The 14,661-nt window shown below is 63.7% G+C and carries 10 protein-coding genes, 1 tRNA gene and 1 pseudogene; all 12 read left to right on the top strand.

All coding sequences use genetic code 11. The annotated features are described in order from the left end of the window. Positions 1-94: pseudogene (locus BLW48_RS34100) on the top strand (elongation factor Tu); the annotation flags it as partial. Between the two features lie 21 nt (positions 95-115). Then, positions 116-191, top strand: a tRNA-Trp gene (locus BLW48_RS34095). Between the two features lie 104 nt (positions 192-295). Beyond that, positions 296-679, top strand: a complete 384-nt coding sequence (secE, locus tag BLW48_RS34090) for a preprotein translocase subunit SecE (protein WP_093057178.1) — start codon at positions 296-298, stop codon at positions 677-679. Next, positions 680-1,300 (top strand): transcription termination/antitermination protein NusG, encoded by a 621-nt coding sequence (gene nusG / locus BLW48_RS34085; RefSeq protein WP_256217011.1) that lies wholly within the window; start codon positions 680-682, stop codon positions 1,298-1,300. Between the two features lie 143 nt (positions 1,301-1,443). Beyond that, complete coding sequence (gene rplK / locus BLW48_RS34080; RefSeq protein ID WP_007831051.1) at positions 1,444-1,875, top strand: 50S ribosomal protein L11; 432 nt, start codon at positions 1,444-1,446, stop codon at positions 1,873-1,875. Then, positions 1,876-2,574 (top strand): 50S ribosomal protein L1, encoded by a 699-nt coding sequence (rplA, locus tag BLW48_RS34075; RefSeq protein ID WP_093057179.1) that lies wholly within the window; start codon positions 1,876-1,878, stop codon positions 2,572-2,574. Between the two features lie 245 nt (positions 2,575-2,819). After that, entirely contained in the window at positions 2,820-3,359 is a 540-nt protein-coding gene (rplJ, locus tag BLW48_RS34070) for a 50S ribosomal protein L10 (RefSeq protein WP_093180101.1), read from the top strand. A 43-nt stretch (positions 3,360-3,402) separates the two neighbouring features. Beyond that, a complete protein-coding gene (rplL, locus tag BLW48_RS34065; protein WP_093057181.1) occupies positions 3,403-3,777 on the top strand; it encodes a 50S ribosomal protein L7/L12 in 375 nt (124 codons plus the stop codon). A gap of 294 nt (positions 3,778-4,071) precedes the next feature. Beyond that, complete coding sequence (rpoB, locus tag BLW48_RS34060) at positions 4,072-8,196, top strand: DNA-directed RNA polymerase subunit beta (RefSeq protein ID WP_093057182.1); 4,125 nt, start codon at positions 4,072-4,074, stop codon at positions 8,194-8,196. Positions 8,197-8,217: 21 nt separating this feature from the next. Next, complete coding sequence (rpoC, locus tag BLW48_RS34055) at positions 8,218-12,453, top strand: DNA-directed RNA polymerase subunit beta' (RefSeq protein ID WP_093057183.1); 4,236 nt, start codon at positions 8,218-8,220, stop codon at positions 12,451-12,453. 102 nt (positions 12,454-12,555) lie between these two features. After that, positions 12,556-13,164 carry a LemA family protein gene (locus BLW48_RS34050; protein WP_093180099.1) on the top strand — a complete coding sequence of 203 codons (609 nt, stop codon included), beginning with the start codon at positions 12,556-12,558 and terminating at the stop codon, positions 13,162-13,164. Positions 13,165-13,244: 80 nt separating this feature from the next. After that, the gene (gene rsmB / locus BLW48_RS34045; protein ID WP_371127587.1) at positions 13,245-14,633 is read left to right on the top strand and encodes a 16S rRNA (cytosine(967)-C(5))-methyltransferase RsmB; all 1,389 of its coding nucleotides are present in this window, start codon (positions 13,245-13,247) and stop codon (positions 14,631-14,633) included. Positions 14,634-14,661 lie beyond the last annotated feature (28 nt).

Here is a 14,661-nt window from a genome sequence, read left to right as displayed (position 1 = left end):
CCCGATCGCGATGGAAGAAGGCCTGCGCTTCGCCATCCGTGAAGGCGGCCGTACCGTGGGTTCGGGCGTCGTGGCCAAGATCCTCGACATCTAAGTCGGGCGCAAAGAGTACCGGAGGGGTATAGCTCAATTGGCAGAGCGTCGGTCTCCAAAACCGAAGGTTGTAGGTTCGATTCCTACTGCCCCTGCCACTTAGGTGGCACTCCGAAAAAAGCCCGTCGCGTCCCGACGGGCTTCGGCGTCTCAAGAGACGCATTGAATTGAAGGCCTCAGGGCCACAGGAAATCAGCCAAACATGGCCACTTCTCAAATCGAAACCGTGAGCACCGGCGCCGACAAGGCCAAACTGGCCGTGGCTGTCGTGCTGGCAGTGGGCGCCATCGTGGCGTTCTATCTGCTGTCGCGCCAAGGCTCGCTGGTGCAATGGGCTGCGCTGCTGGTCGGCTTGGCCGCAGCGGTGGCTGCCTTCGGCAGTTCGGAGAATGGCCGTCAGTTGTGGGCCTTCGGCCGCGACTCGTGGCGCGAGGTCAAGAAGGTCGTCTGGCCGACCCGCAAGGAAGCGATGCAGATGACGGCTTATGTGTTCGCCTTCGTGGCGATCATGTCCGTCTTCCTCTGGCTCACCGACAAGACGCTCGAATGGGTGTTTTTCGACCTCATTCTGGGCTGGAGAAAATAAATGACCGCTGATCCAGTGAATGCAGTTGAAACCACGCCGGGCGCGCCAGAGGAAGAAAACACCTCGGTGCTGGCTCCCGCCGCCAATCCAGATCTGCGTTGGTACGTGGTGCATGCCTATTCGGGCATGGAGAAGGCCGTCGAGCGCAACATCACCGAGCGCATCAATCGCGCCGGCATGCAGGACAAGTTCGGTCGCATCCTGGTTCCGACCGAAGAAGTGGTCGAAATCAAGAACGGCCAGAAGCGCACCACCGAGCGTCGCTTCTTCCCGGGCTACGTGCTGGTCGAAATGATCATGGACGACGAGAGCTGGCACCTGGTGAAGCACACCAACAAGGTGACGGGTTTCGTGGGTGGCGCCAAGAACCGTCCGGCCCCGATCTCGCAGAAAGAGGTCGAGGACATCGTCAGCCAGATGCAGCAGGGCACCGAGAAGCCGCGCCACAAGGTCGAGTTCACCGTTGGCGAATTCGTGCGCGTCAAGGAAGGCCCGTTCACCGACTTCAACGGCACTGTCGAAGAAGTCAACTACGAGAAGAGCAAGGTCAGCGTATCGGTCATGATTTTCGGCCGCGCGACACCTGTGGAACTCGAATTCAGCCAGGTCGAGAAGACCTGACGCCCCGCCGGCCTTCGGGTCGGCGTTACTGTTTCCGGCTGCGCGTTGTCCGACTCGGCGCGCGGCCTTGATCGAAGAGTCGTTTAACCCCGGGGAGCCGCGGCCGCAAGCCAAGGCGATATCACCCGCAAGGAGCAAATAGCATGGCGAAAAAAATCGTCGGCTTCATCAAGCTGCAAGTGCCAGCTGGTAAGGCCAACCCGTCCCCGCCGATCGGTCCCGCACTCGGTCAGCGCGGTCTGAACATCATGGAGTTCTGCAAGGCGTTCAACGCGCAAACCCAAGGCGTCGAGCCGGGTCTGCCGCTGCCGGTGGTCATCACCGCGTTCGCTGACAAGAGCTTCACCTTCATCATCAAGACGCCCCCGGCGATCACCTTGATCAAGAAGGCCATCAAGCTGGAAAAGGGCTCGGCCCGTCCGCACACCGACAAGGTCGGCAAGATCACGCGCGCTCAGCTCGAAGAAATCGCCAAGGCCAAGATGAAGGACCTGACTGCCGCCGACCTCGACGCAGCAGTTCGTACCATCGCCGGCTCGGCCCGCTCGATGGGCGTGAATGTGGAGGGCGTGTAAATGTCCAAGATCACCAAGAAGCAGAAGTCGCTCGAAGGCAAGGTCGACAGCAACAAGCTGTACCCGCTGGTTGACGCGATCACCATCGTCAAGGAAGCCGCCACCGCCAAGTTCGATGAATCGATCGACGTGGCCGTGCAACTCGGCATCGATGCGAAGAAGTCGGACCAGGTCGTGCGTGGCGCCGTCGTGCTGCCCAACGGCACCGGCAAGACCAAGCGCGTCGCCGTGTTCGCCCAAGGCGCCAAGGCTGAAGAAGCCAAGGCCGCCGGCGCCGACATCGTCGGCATGGACGACCTGGCTGCCATGGTCAAGGCTGGCGACATGCCTTTCGACGTCGTGATCGCCGCACCGGACGCCATGCGCGTCGTCGGTACGCTCGGCCAGATCCTCGGCCCGCGCGGCCTGATGCCTAACCCGAAGGTTGGCACGGTGACCCCGGACGTCGCTACGGCCGTGAAGAACGCCAAGGCTGGCCAGGTTCAGTTCCGCGTCGACAAGGCCGGCATCGTGCACGGCACGATCGGCCGTCGCTCGTTCGACAACGACAAGCTGCAGGGCAACCTCGCAGCGCTGATCGATGCTCTGGTCAAGGCCAAGCCCGCGACCAGCAAGGGCGTGTACCTGCGCAAGGTGGCTGTGTCGTCGACCATGGGTCTGGGTGTCCGCGTGGACACGCAAACCATCTCGGCGAGCTAAAGAGATTTGCTCCGCCCGAAAGGGTGGGGCGAATGTGGTGGGTCGCGGCAGCTTCGGTTGCCGCGGGCCATCCAAGACCGCTGGTGTGCAGGGTGCTGCACTTAATCGCCGGACCTTTCCGTCAGGCAATCAGCGCAGATGGCGATCCCGCTGCAAGGAATTTGATTTTTGTTCCGAAACAGTTGGTCGCTGCATGAAGCGCGATCCCAGGCCCCGGCCGAAGATCGCATTAAAAGGAGTAGACCTTGAGTCTGAATCGCAGTGAGAAAGAAGCGGTCATCAGTGATGTGACCAGCCTCGCCGCAAAAGCTCAAACGCTCGTGATGGCGGAATACCGTGGCATCACGGTGGCCGATATGACCAAACTGCGCAACGAAGCGCGCAGCAAGGGTGTGAGCCTGAGTGTTCTGAAGAACACCCTGGCCCGCCGTGCTGTCGCTGGTAGCCCGTTTGAGATTGTTGGCGACCAGATGACCGGTCCGCTGATCTACGGCTTCTCCGAAGACGCTGTGGCCGCCGCCAAGGTGGTGGCCGATTTCGCGAAGACCAACGACAAGCTGGTCATTCGCGGCGGCGCCTTCGGTGGCAAGGCCCTGGACGTCGACGGCGTGAAGCAACTGGCCAACATCCCTTCGAAGGAAGTGCTGCTGGCGCAATTGCTGGGCTTGATGCAATCCCCGATCTCTCGTACCGCCCGCGTGCTCGCGGCGCTGGCTGAGAAGCGCGGTGGTGGCGAAGCTGCACCCGTTGCCGATGCACCACCGGCAGAAGCGCAGGCCGCCTGAGCCTCGCGTTTGAAATATTCAACCCAATTGTTAGGAAACAAAAATGGCATTCGATAAAGACGCATTTCTGACCGCGCTCGACAGCATGACGGTCCTGGAACTCAACGACCTGGTGAAAGCCATCGAAGAGAAGTTCGGCGTGAGCGCCGCTGCAATGTCGGCTCCGGCCGCTGGTGGTGGCGCAGCCGCTGCTGTGGTCGAAGAAAAGACCGAATTCAATGTCGTGCTGGCTGATGTCGGCGCGAACAAGGTGTCGGTCATCAAGGCTGTGCGCGAAATCACCGGCCTGGGCCTCAAGGAAGCCAAGGATCTGGTGGAAGCCGCTCCCAAGGCTGTCAAGGAAGGCCTGTCGAAGGCTGACGCTGACGCTGCCAAGAAGAAGCTGGAAGAAGCCGGCGCCAAGGTGGAACTGAAGTAATTCAGACCCCCTGGAGGGCTGGAGGCGCCTGAAAAGGCCCTCCAGCCTTTGCCGCTTTCAGAGCGCACCCAAAAGCCGGCTCGTTGCCGGTTTTCCCGGAGACCTTCAGGTCGACGGAAAAGCCAAGACGAGACGTTTTTTGAGTGTCTTCTGACCCCGACTGCAGAAGACCCCTTGGTTCGGGCGATGTGCAACGCATCGCTGTCCGCCAACGGCTGGTAGTGGCCAGCCGCCAAGCAGTGGTGCCTCGGCACTGCTGACAAGTCGCTGAAGATCTCAAGCACCGGAGCTCTCATGGCCCAATCGTCCGCGTACAGTTACACCGAACGCAAGCGCATCCGAAAAAGTTTCGGCAATCGCGACAGCGTCGTCGAAATTCCCTACCTGCTGCAGATGCAGAAAGACGCGTACACCGCGTTCCTGCAAGCCGGCATTCCCCCGAAACAACGCACCGTCGAAGGCCTGCAGGCCGCGTTCGACGCCGCCTTCCCGATCGTCTCGCACAACGGTTTCGTCGAGATGAAGTTCCTCGAGTACAACCTGGCGAAGCCGGCGTTCGATGTGCGCGAGTGCCAGACCCGTGGTCTGACCTTCGCCTCGGCCGTGCGCGCCAAGGTCCAGCTCATCATCTATGACCGCGAGTCGTCGACTTCGCAGTCGAAGGTGGTCAAGGAAGTGAAGGAACAAGAGGTCTACATGGGCGAAGTGCCGCTCATGACCGAAAAGGGTTCGTTCATCATCAACGGCACCGAACGCGTGATCGTGTCGCAGCTGCACCGTTCGCCGGGCGTGTTCTTCGAACACGACAAGGGCAAGACGCACAGCTCGGGCAAGCTGCTGTTCTCGGCCCGCGTGATTCCCTACCGCGGTTCGTGGCTCGACTTCGAGTTCGACCCGAAGGACATGCTGTACTTCCGCGTGGACCGTCGCCGCAAGATGCCGGTCACGATCCTGCTGAAGGCCATCGGCCTGAACCCGGAATCGATCCTCGCGAACTTCTTCGTGAACGACAACTTCCGCCTGATGGACAGCGGCGCGCAGATGGAGTTCGTCTCCGAGCGCCTGCGCGGCGAAGTCGCGCGCTTCGACATCACCGACAAGTCGGGCAAGGTCGTGGTCGCCAAGGACAAGCGCGTTACCGCGCGCCACACGCGTGAGCTCGAGCAGGGCGGCACCACGCACATCAGCGTGCCGGAAGACTTCCTGATCGGCCGCGTGATCGCCCGCAACATCGTCGACGCCGACTCCGGCGAAATCCTGGCCAAGGCCAACGACGAGCTGACCGAAGCGCTGCTGAAGAAGCTGCGCACGGCCGGCGTGCAAGACGTGCAGGTCATCTACACGAACGAACTCGATCAGGGCGCGTACATCTCGCAGACCCTGCGCATCGACGAAACCGTGGACGAATTCGCTGCGCGCGTGGCCATCTACCGCATGATGCGCCCCGGCGAGCCGCCGACGGAAGACGCCGTGCAGGCCCTGTTCCAGCGCCTGTTCTACAACCCGGACACGTACGACCTGTCGCGCGTCGGCCGCATGAAGTTCAACGCCAAGGTCGGCCGCGACGAATCGACCGGCCCGATGGTGCTGACCAACGAAGACATCCTGGCCGTGGTCAAGATCCTCGTCGACCTGCGCAACGGCAATGGCGAAGTCGACGACATCGACCACCTGGGCAACCGCCGCGTGCGTTGCGTCGGCGAACTGGCCGAAAACCAGTACCGCACCGGCCTGGCACGTATCGAGAAGGCCGTGAAGGAACGTCTGGGTCAAGCGGAACAAGAGCCGCTGATGCCGCACGACCTGATCAACAGCAAGCCGATCTCGGCCGCGCTGAAGGAATTCTTCGGTGCCTCGCAGCTGTCGCAGTTCATGGACCAGACGAACCCGCTGTCCGAAATCACCCACAAGCGCCGCGTGTCGGCCCTTGGCCCGGGTGGTCTGACGCGTGAACGTGCAGGCTTCGAAGTGCGCGACGTGCACGTGACCCACTACGGCCGCGTGTGCCCGATCGAAACGCCTGAAGGCCCGAACATCGGCCTGATCAACTCGCTGGCCCTGTACGCCCGCCTGAACGAATACGGCTTCATCGAGACGCCGTACCGTCGCGTGATCGACAGCAAGGTCACGATGGACATCGACTACCTGTCGGCCATCGAGGAAGGCAAGTACGTCATCGCCCAGGCCAACGCGGCCCTGGACAAGGACGGCAAGCTGACCGGCGACCTGGTCTCGGCGCGTGAAGCCGGCGAATCGATCCTGGTCGGTGCCGAACGCATCCAGTACATGGATGTGTCGCCTGCGCAGATCGTGTCGGTGGCCGCATCGCTCGTGCCGTTCCTCGAGCACGACGACGCGAACCGCGCGTTGATGGGCGCCAACATGCAGCGCCAGGCCGTGCCTGTGCTGCGCCCCGAGAAGCCGATGGTCGGTACCGGTATCGAGCGCGTCTCCGCGGTCGACTCCGGCACCGTGGTCACGGCCACCCGCGGCGGTATCGTCGACTACGTCGATGCGACCCGTGTCGTGGTGCGCGTGAACGACGCTGAAGCGGCTGCCGGTGAAGTCGGTGTGGACATCTACAACCTGATCAAGTATCAGCGTTCGAACCAGAACACCAACATCCACCAGCGCCCCATCGTCAAGCGCGGCGACAAGATCGCCAAGGGCGACGTGGTGGCCGACGGTGCATCGACCGACCTCGGCGAACTGGCCCTCGGCCAGAACATGCTGATCGCGTTCATGCCCTGGAACGGCTACAACTTCGAAGACTCGATCCTGATCTCGGAACGCGTCGTCGCAGAAGACCGCTACACCTCGATCCACATCGAGGAACTGGTGGTGATGGCTCGCGACACGAAGCTGGGCGCAGAAGAAATCACGCGCGACATCCCGAACCTGGCCGAGCAGCAGCTCAACCGCCTCGACGAATCCGGCATCATTTATGTCGGCGCCGAAGTGCAGCCGGGCGACACGCTGGTGGGCAAGGTCACGCCGAAGGGCGAGACCACGCTGACGCCTGAAGAGAAGCTGCTTCGCGCCATCTTCGGCGAGAAGGCTTCCGACGTGAAGGACACCTCGCTGCGTGTGGATCAGGGCTCGCAAGGCACCGTGATCGACGTGCAGGTGTTCACCCGCGAAGGCATCACGCGCGACAAGCGCGCCCAGCAGATCATCGACGACGAGCTCAAGCGCTTTCGCCTCGACCTGAACGACCAGCTTCGCATCGTCGAAGCCGACGCGTTCGACCGTATCGAGAAGCTGCTGACCGGCAAGGTCGCCAACGGCGGCCCGAACAAGCTGGCCAAGGGCACCAAGCTCGACAAGGCCTACCTGTCGTCGGTCGAGAAGTTCCACTGGTTTGACATCCGCCCGGCGGAAGACGAAGTGGCTTCGCAGCTCGAGTCGATCAAGAACTCGCTGGAGCAGACGCGCCACAGCTTCGACCTCGCGTTCGAAGAAAAGCGCAAGAAGCTCACGCAGGGCGACGAGCTGCCCGCGGGCGTGCTCAAGATGGTCAAGGTCTACCTGGCCGTCAAGCGCCGCCTGCAACCCGGCGACAAGATGGCCGGCCGCCACGGCAACAAGGGTGTGGTGTCGAAGATCGTTCCGGTCGAAGACATGCCCCACATGGCCGACGGTACGCCGTGCGACATCTGCCTGAACCCGCTGGGCGTGCCTTCGCGGATGAACGTGGGCCAGGTGCTCGAGGTGCATCTGGGCTGGGCCGGCAAGGGCATCGGCCAGCGCATCGGTGACCTGCTGCAGCAAGAGGCCAAGGTGGCCGAGCTGCGCAAGTTCATGGAGCAGCTGTACAACGGCTCGGGCCGCCAGGAAAACATCAGCTCGCTGAACGACACCGAACTGCTCGAAATGGCAGCGAACCTGCAGAACGGCGCGACCTTCGCGACGCCTGTGTTCGACGGTGCTTCGGAAGAAGAAATCCGCGGCATGCTGAAGCTCGCCTACCCGGACGACATCGCCAAGCTCAAGGGCCTGACCGATACGCGCACGCAGGCGTACCTGTTCGACGGCCGCACCGGCGACCAGTTCGAGCGTCCCGTCACCGTCGGCTACATGCACTTCCTGAAGCTGCATCACCTGGTCGACGACAAGATGCACGCGCGTTCCACCGGCCCGTACTCGCTCGTCACGCAGCAACCGCTGGGCGGCAAGGCGCAGTTCGGCGGCCAGCGTTTCGGGGAAATGGAAGTGTGGGCGCTGGAAGCTTACGGCGCCGCCTACGTCCTGCAGGAAATGCTGACCGTGAAGTCCGACGACGTGCAAGGCCGTACCAAGGTGTACGAAAGCATCGTCAAGGGCGAGCACTCGATCGAAGCCGGCATGCCGGAATCGTTCAACGTGCTGGTCAAGGAAATTCGTTCGCTGGGCCTCGACATCGAGCTCGAGCGTTCTTAATTTGAAAAGGGAAAGAGTCTTATGAAATCGCTACTCGACCTGTTCAAGCAATTCACGCCTGATGAGCATTTCGATGCCATCAAGATCGGCATGGCTTCGCCCGAGAAGATCCGTTCGTGGTCTTTCGGCGAGGTGAAGAAGCCCGAGACGATCAACTACCGCACGTTCAAGCCCGAGCGCGACGGTCTCTTCTGCGCCAAGATCTTCGGCCCCATCAAGGACTACGAGTGCCTGTGCGGCAAGTACAAGCGCCTGAAGCACCGCGGCGTGATCTGCGAGAAGTGCGGCGTTGAAGTCACGCAGACCAAGGTGCGTCGCGAGCGCATGGGTCACATCGACCTGGCCGCGCCCTGCGCCCACATCTGGTTCCTGAAGTCGCTGCCGTCGCGCCTGGGCCTCGTGCTCGACATGACGCTGCGCGACATCGAACGCGTGCTGTACTTCGAAGCCTACGTGATCACCGACCCCGGCATGACCCCGCTGAAGAAGTTCGGCATCATGTCCGAGGACGACTACGACGCGAAGCGCAAGGAATACGGTGACGAATTCGTCGCCAAGATGGGCGCCGAAGGCATCAAGGATCTGCTCGAAGGCATCGAACTCGACAGCGAGATCGAACGCCTGCGCGGCGACCTGACCGGCTCCGAAGTCAAGGTCAAGAAGAACTCCAAGCGCCTGAAGGTGCTGGAAGCCTTCCGCAAGTCGGGCATCAAGCCCGAGTGGATGGTGCTCGACGTGCTGCCCGTGCTGCCGCCGGACCTGCGTCCGCTGGTGCCGCTGGACGGCGGCCGCTTCGCGACCTCCGACCTGAACGACCTGTATCGCCGCGTCATCAACCGCAATTCGCGTCTGCGCCGCCTGCTGGAGCTGAAGGCTCCGGAAATCATCGCGCGCAACGAAAAGCGGATGCTGCAGGAAGCTGTCGACTCGCTGCTGGACAACGGCCGCCGTGGCAAGGCCATGACGGGCGCCAACAAGCGCGCGCTGAAGTCGCTGGCCGACATGATCAAGGGCAAGAGCGGCCGCTTCCGCCAGAATCTGCTGGGCAAGCGCGTCGACTACTCGGGCCGTTCGGTCATCGTGGTGGGCCCGACGCTCAAGCTGCACCAGTGCGGCCTGCCGAAGCTGATGGCGCTCGAGCTGTTCAAGCCCTTCATCTTCTCGCGCCTCGAAGCCATGGGCATCGCGACGACGATCAAGGCTGCCAAGAAGGAAGTCGAATCGGGCACGCCGGTGGTCTGGGACATCCTGGAAGAGGTCATCAAGGAGCACCCGGTCATGCTGAACCGCGCTCCTACGCTGCACCGTCTGGGCATCCAGGCCTTCGAACCGATCCTGATCGAAGGCAAGGCCATCCAGCTGCACCCGCTCGTCTGCGCGGCATTCAACGCCGACTTCGACGGCGACCAGATGGCTGTTCACGTGCCGCTGTCGGTGGAAGCGCAAATGGAAGCCCGCACGCTGATGCTGGCCTCCAACAACGTGCTGTTCCCGGCTTCGGGCGAACCGTCGATCGTTCCTTCGCAGGACGTGGTGCTGGGTCTGTACTACACGACCCGCGACCGCATCAACGGCAAGGGCGAGGGCCTGATCTTCTCCGACATCGGTGAAGTGCAGCGCGCGCTCGACGCCAACGAAGTCGAACTCACCGCCAAGGTGGCAGTGCGCATCACGGAATACACCAAGAACAAGGAAACCGGCGAATTCACGCCGTCGACCTCGCTCGTGGACACCACCGTGGGCCGTGCCCTGCTGTCCGAGATCCTGCCGAAGGGCCTGCCGTTCTCGAACATCAACAAGGCGCTGAAGAAGAAGGAAATCTCCAAGCTCATCAACGTCTCGTTCCGCAAGTGCGGCCTGAAAGAGACCGTCGTGTTCGCCGACAAGCTGCTGCAAAACGGCTTCCGCCTGGCGACCAAGGCCGGCATCTCGATCGCCATCGACGACATGCTGGTGCCCGCCGAGAAGCACGGCATCATCGAGCGCTCCGCCAAGGAAGTGAAGGAGATCGAGCAGCAGTACGTGTCGGGTCTGGTGACCTCCGGCGAACGCTACAACAAGGTGGTGGACATCTGGGGCAAGGCCGGCGACGAAGTGTCGAAGGTCATGATGGCCAAGCTGTCGAAGCAACGCGTCATCGACCGCCACGGCAAGGAAGTCGAGCAGGAGTCCTTCAACTCGATCTACATGATGGCCGACTCGGGCGCCCGCGGTTCCGCGGCCCAGATTCGCCAGGTGGCCGGTATGCGGGGCCTGATGGCCAAGCCGGACGGCTCGATCATCGAGACGCCCATTACCGCGAACTTCCGCGAAGGCCTGAACGTGCTGGAGTACTTCATCTCCACCCACGGTGCCCGTAAGGGTCTGGCCGACACGGCGCTGAAGACGGCGAACTCGGGCTACCTGACCCGTCGTCTGGTCGACGTGACGCAAGACCTGGTCGTGACCGAGCAGGACTGCGGCACGCACGGCGGCTACCTGATGCGCGCCATCGTCGAAGGCGGTGAAGTGATCGAGTCGCTGCGCGACCGTATCCTCGGCCGCTCGGCTGCGGACGACGTGCTGCACCCGGAAAACCGTTCGGTGCTGCTGAAGGCCGGCGAGATGTTCGACGAAGACAACATCGAAGCGCTGGAAGCGCAAGGCGTCGACGAGGTCAAGGTCCGCACCGCGCTGACCTGCGAAACCCGCTTCGGCATCTGCGCGACCTGCTACGGCCGCGACCTGGGCCGCGGCGGCCTGATCAACATCGGCGAAGCCGTCGGTGTGATCGCCGCTCAGTCCATCGGCGAACCCGGCACGCAGCTGACGATGCGTACCTTCCACATCGGTGGTGCCGCTTCGCGCGCTGCCATCGCTTCGAGCGTGGAAGCCAAGTCGAACGGCTCGATCGGCTTCAACGCCACGATGCGCTACGTGACCAACAGCAAGGGCGAGCTGGTCGTGATTTCGCGTTCGGGCGAGATCGTCATCCATGACGAGCACGGCCGTGAGCGCGAACGCCACAAGGTGCCGTACGGCGCGACCCTGACGGTCAAGGCCGACCAGCAGATCAAGGCCGGCCACGTGCTTGCCAACTGGGATCCGCTGACGCGCCCGATCATTACCGAGTTCGCCGGCAAGACGCAGTTCGAAAACGTCGAGGAAGGCCTCACGGTTGCCAAGCAGGTGGACGAAGTGACCGGCCTGTCGACCCTGGTCGTGATCGACCCGAAGCGCCGCGGCGCTGCCAAGGTCGTGCGCCCGCAGGTGAAGCTCATCGACGCCTCCGGCGCCGAAGTGAAGATCCCGGGCACCGACCACTCGGTGACGATCGGCTTCCCGATCGGCGCTCTGGTCCAGATCCGTGACGGTCAGGACGTGGGCCCCGGCGAAGTGCTGGCGCGTATTCCGGTCGAAGGCCAGAAGACCCGCGACATTACCGGCGGTCTGCCGCGCGTTGCCGAGCTGTTCGAAGCCCGTTCGCCGAAGGACAAGGGCATGCTGGCCGAAATGACCGGCACCGTGTCGTTCGGCAAGGAAACGAAGGGCAAGATCCGCCTGCAGATCACCGATCCGGAAGGCACGGTCTGGGAAGACCTCGTGCCGAAGGAAAAGAACATCCTGGTGCACGAAGGCCAGGTGGTGAACAAGGGCGAATCCGTGGTCGACGGCCCGGCGGACCCGCAGGACATCCTGCGCCTGCTGGGTTCGGAAGAACTGGCGCGCTACATCGTGGACGAAGTGCAGGACGTGTACCGCCTGCAGGGTGTGAAGATCAACGACAAGCACATCGAGGTGATCGTTCGCCAGATGCTGCGCCGCGTCGTGGTCGACAACATCGGCGACACGAGCTACATCTCCGGCGAACAGGTCGAACGCAGCGAAATGCTCAACACCAACGACGCCCTGCGCGCCGACGGCAAGATCCCCGCGACGTTCACCAACCTGCTGCTGGGTATCACGAAGGCATCGCTGTCGACCGACTCGTTCATCTCGGCTGCTTCGTTCCAGGAAACGACGCGCGTGCTGACCGAAGCCGCGATCATGGGCAAGCGCGACGAGCTGCGCGGCCTGAAGGAAAACGTCATCGTCGGCCGCCTGATCCCCGCAGGCACCGGCATGGCTTACCACCAGGCCCGCAAGGTCAAGGACGCCATGGACGAAGCCGAGCGCCGTGCCATCGCCGAATCGGAAGCTGCCGAACTGGCAGGCTCCGCCGACAGCGATGCAGCGGCCAGCACGGCTGACGCCAGCGAAGGCGCCGCGACCGAATAACTCGGTAGCATCACCGGCCATGACCGGTACACCACGCCCCCCGACCGCCTCCGGTTGGGGGGCGTTTTTCTTTGTGTTTTCAATGATGAGGCGTTGTCGTCGATGAGCGTATTGCCCGAATCGCTGACCAGCTGGATCGTGATCGCGGTCCTGCTGTTCTGGTTTGTCGGTGCCTACAACCGGCTGGTGCGTTTGCGCGCGGCCGTGCTGCAGGCCTACGGCCTGCTCGATGCGGCCCTGGGCAAGCAGCTCGACTTCGTGCAGGCCAGCATCACCGCCGCGCCACCGGTGGACGCGTCGCCGACGGGTGAGTCGCTGTCGTCCATCGCGCCATTGCAGGCCGCGACCACCCAGCTCGCGACCCTGCTCGGCGCGACCCGGCTGCACCCGCTGGACACTGGCGTCATGGCCGCGCTGGCTACTGCGCTGCAGGTGTGGATCAACGCGTGGCGACGCCAGCACCCGGACGATGTGACGGTGTTCGACGCCGACGGCACTCTGTCGCGGCCGGCGCAACTTCAGCCCGGGACCGAGGCCACGGTGCCCAGCGCCATCGAGCCGATCGCGTGGCCCGAGCCTTCGGCCGCGGCGGAGATCGCGCGCAGCCAGTTCAATCAGGCGGTGGGGCACTACAACGCTGCGATCGCGCAGTTTCCGGCGTTGCTGGTGGCATGGGCCGTGCGTCTGCGTCCGGCCGCTCCGCTGCTCTGAGTTCGGCGCCCGGCGCGGCTCTTTCTTCTTTCCATTGCACGGCGTCCGGCTTTACGGTCGCCCGTTACCATCGCCCCAACTTGTCAGAACTACCTTCCGATCCTTCCTCCAGCAGCAACAACGGTGCGCCGTCGCTGCAGCCTCCGCTCTGGCGCCAACTGCAACTGACCGCGGTGGCGCTGGCGTCGATTCGCGCCGGCACCTCGGGCTCGGTTGCCTTCGAGGCGGTCGAGCCTTCGCTGCGCCCCGGCGTGCAGGCGCTCGGCTTCCAGGTGCTGCGCTGGCTCGGCCGCGCCGAGGCGCTGCGTCGCCACCTGGCCAAGCGCACGCCGCCGCCGCTGCCCGATGCCCTGCTGTGCACCGCGCTGGCGCTGGCGTGGGACAGCGAGCGTGCACCCTACGAGCCCTTCACGCTGGTCGACCAGGCCGTCGAGGCCGCCAAGCGCAACCCGGCCACGCGGGCGCAGGCCAGCTTCATCAATGCCTGTCTGAGGCGCTTCTTGCGTGAGCGCGACGAGCTCGTGGCCGCCACCGACACCGAACCCGTCGCGCAATGGAACCACCCGCGCTGGTGGATCGAGCGCCTCAAGCGCGACCATCCGCGCGACTGGCAGCGGGTGCTGGGCGCCGACAACGCGCAGGCGCCGATGACGCTGCGGGTCAACGCTCAGAAATCGACCGTGGCTTCGTATCTGGCGGAGCTGGAGGCCGTTGGCCTCGGTGCGATACGCGTAGGCCCCAGCGGCCTGCAGCTGACGCGCGCACGCCCCGTGCAGCAACTGCCCGGTTTTGCCGACGGCGCCTGCTCGGTGCAGGACGCCGCCGCGCAGATGGCCGCACCGCTGCTGCTCGAAGGCCTCTTGCCGACGAAGCCGGGTGCGGCGGCGCCACTGCGCGTGCTCGATGCCTGCGCCGCCCCCGGCGGAAAGACCGCGCACCTGCTCGAAATGGCCGCCCCCGGCGCTATCGACGTGACAGCCCTGGAAGTCGATGCCGTCCGCAGCCGCCGTATCGAGGAAACCCTGGCCCGCATCGGCCTCAAGGCCAAGGTGCTCGTCGCCGACGCGGGGCGTCCGGACCAATGGTGGGACGGCACGTCCTTCGACGCCATCCTGCTCGACGCACCATGCACGGCCTCGGGCATCGTGCGACGCCATCCTGATGTGCGCTGGCTGCGCCGCGAAAGCGACACCGCCCAGCTCGCAGCCCAACAGGCCGCTCTCCTGGCCGCGCTCTGGCCGCTGGTGCGGCCCGGGGGCCGGCTCCTTTACTGCACCTGCTCCGTGTTCCGCGAAGAAGGTTCGCAACAAATTGATGCGTTTCTTGTACACAACACCGACGCACGATTGCTGCCATCGCCAGGCCATTTGCTGCCCCAAAGCGGGTCGAATGCCCGTGGCGTCCCGGACAATCCCTCTGGTGACCACGACGGTTTCTTCTACGCCCTGCTTGAGAAGCGCCCGCACTGAACGGCGCTGGCCGGCCTTGCTGGCTGTC

Source organism: Variovorax sp. YR266, assembly GCF_900107295.1.
In the GTDB taxonomy this organism is placed as follows: Bacteria; Pseudomonadota; Gammaproteobacteria; order Burkholderiales; family Burkholderiaceae_C; genus Variovorax.
The sequence above is the reverse complement of the archived record's forward strand: the minus strand, read 5'-3'. Positions and strand labels throughout refer to the sequence as shown.

What these genes read in the sequence shown, in the direction of transcription:
- rplK (WP_007831051.1), top strand. Translation starts at nt 1,444, where the DNA reads ATGGCGAAAAAAATCGTCGGCTTCATCAAGCTGCAAGTGCCAGCTGGT.
- BLW48_RS34050 (WP_093180099.1), top strand. Translation starts at nt 12,556, where the DNA reads ATGAGCGTATTGCCCGAATCGCTGACCAGCTGGATCGTGATCGCGGTC.
- rplL (WP_093057181.1), top strand. Translation starts at nt 3,403, where the DNA reads ATGGCATTCGATAAAGACGCATTTCTGACCGCGCTCGACAGCATGACG.
- rplA (WP_093057179.1), top strand. Translation starts at nt 1,876, where the DNA reads ATGTCCAAGATCACCAAGAAGCAGAAGTCGCTCGAAGGCAAGGTCGAC.
- secE (WP_093057178.1), top strand. Translation starts at nt 296, where the DNA reads ATGGCCACTTCTCAAATCGAAACCGTGAGCACCGGCGCCGACAAGGCC.
- nusG (WP_256217011.1), top strand. Translation starts at nt 680, where the DNA reads ATGACCGCTGATCCAGTGAATGCAGTTGAAACCACGCCGGGCGCGCCA.
- rpoC (WP_093057183.1), top strand. Translation starts at nt 8,218, where the DNA reads ATGAAATCGCTACTCGACCTGTTCAAGCAATTCACGCCTGATGAGCAT.
- rpoB (WP_093057182.1), top strand. Translation starts at nt 4,072, where the DNA reads ATGGCCCAATCGTCCGCGTACAGTTACACCGAACGCAAGCGCATCCGA.